A 1507-nucleotide genomic window follows, 5' to 3' on the forward strand; every position below is an offset into this window, starting at 1 on the left:
CGCGGGGATCCCCGCGGTCGGCTCCGGGTGCTCCAGCACCGCGGTCGCGGCGGTCGTGGCGGTGACCTCCGTGGGGCGCGACGGCTCGAATGCGCCGTCCGTCCCGTTCTTCGTGGCGAGATCAGTCACCGCGACACCCCCGTGTTCTGCGCATATGCGCCCCTCAATCCTACGGGATCGGCGCGCAAGGGCCGTCACGGTGTGGTACAGAGCGCGCTGAAGCGTGTGAGCGAGTCCTGAATCGAGGTGGTGTTCTGCAGCAGGACCGGCAGCTGCGAGAGATCTCCGCCCGCGATGGCGGTGAGGGTGCCGGATGCCGTGGTGAACCCGGTCTGCAGGTCCGGCAGGATCTCGGCGACATCGACATTGCTCACCCCATCCGCCGCGGCGCCGAGTCGCTCGGCGACGGACGAGAACGCTCCAGCGGCGGACTGCGGGTCGCTCACATCGAGCGCCTGCAGTTGCGCCACGGCATCCGCCACGCTGGTCCGCACCGCGTCGCACCCCTGCGCGACGCTCTGTGCGTCGGTCGGCGTCGGCGTGGGGGAGGGTGATCCGGATTCGTCGGCTGCGCACCCCGCGACCGCGAGGGTCGCAAGGGCCGCGACCAGGATCATCGTCGTCGGTCCGCGGCGGCGGAACGCGCAGCGGAACGGTGTGCGGAGGAACGTGCGGCGGACCGGTGTTCGGCGGGTGGTCATGTCGTGCCTCTCGGGTGTCGTCGACGGATGTGTCGGCCGTGTAACGGTTTTGTAAACACGCCTTCCAAAATGGACGGCGCTCTTGCGGTCGATTAGTTCGTAAGGTCTACTAACAAACATGTCGAGATCCGATCCACAGCGCGGCGGCGGCGCGCTGCGCCACGCCGCGAAGGTGCTCCCGGAGCACGCGCGCGCTCACAACCGATCCCTCGTCCTGCAGATGCTCTTCCACCAGGGTGCCATGTCGCGTGCCGATCTCTCGCGCGAGACGAGGCTCACCCGCGTCACGATCTCCGACCTCGTCGCCGAGCTCATCGCCGACGGATTCGTCGCCGAACGCGGCATCCGCGAGGTGACCGGCCCCGGAAAACCCGCGATCCTCGTGGACCTCGACCGCGCCGGACACCGCATCGTCGGTCTCGACCTGTCGGGCACCGAGCGGTTCCTGGGTGCGATCCTCACGCTCGACGGCGAGATCGTCGCGCGTCACGACGTGCCCGTTCCCCTCGACACCGCCGACATCCTGGCGACGGTCGTGCAGCTCGCGAAAGACCTCGTTGACGACGCGCATGCGCCCGTGCTCGGCATCGGTGTCGGCTCGCCCGGCATCGTCGACGACCTCGGCACAGTGCGCACGGCGCCCAACTTCGGCTGGACCGACGTCCCGCTCGAGCCCGTCCTGCGCGAGGCGGTGGGCCTCCCCGTGCTCGTCGCGAACGACGCCAACGCGGCGGTGCTCGCCGAGTACACCTTCGGCGGCGCCCGCGACGACGTGATGCTCGTGCGGGTCGGGCGCGGTGTCGGCT

2 protein-coding genes are annotated in these 1507 nt (G+C 69.8%); one reads left to right on the forward strand and one right to left on the reverse strand.

Going from position 1 to position 1507, the window contains the following annotated elements; translation table 11 throughout:
- Nucleotides 1–194: 194 nt before the first annotated feature.
- Nucleotides 195–701, reverse strand: coding sequence for a hypothetical protein (locus WBP48_RS11595; RefSeq protein WP_424440572.1), 507 nt, complete (start codon nt 699–701; stop codon nt 195–197).
- A 118-nt stretch (nt 702–819) separates the two neighbouring features.
- Between WBP48_RS11595 and WBP48_RS11600 the strand changes: the two genes are divergently transcribed.
- Nucleotides 820–1507: ROK family transcriptional regulator (locus WBP48_RS11600; RefSeq protein ID WP_424440574.1), on the forward strand; the 688-nt coding region annotated here is incomplete at its 3' end.

The sequence above is a fragment of the Microbacterium sp. genome, assembly GCF_049661145.1.
Lineage (GTDB): Bacteria > Actinomycetota > Actinomycetes > Actinomycetales > Microbacteriaceae > Microbacterium.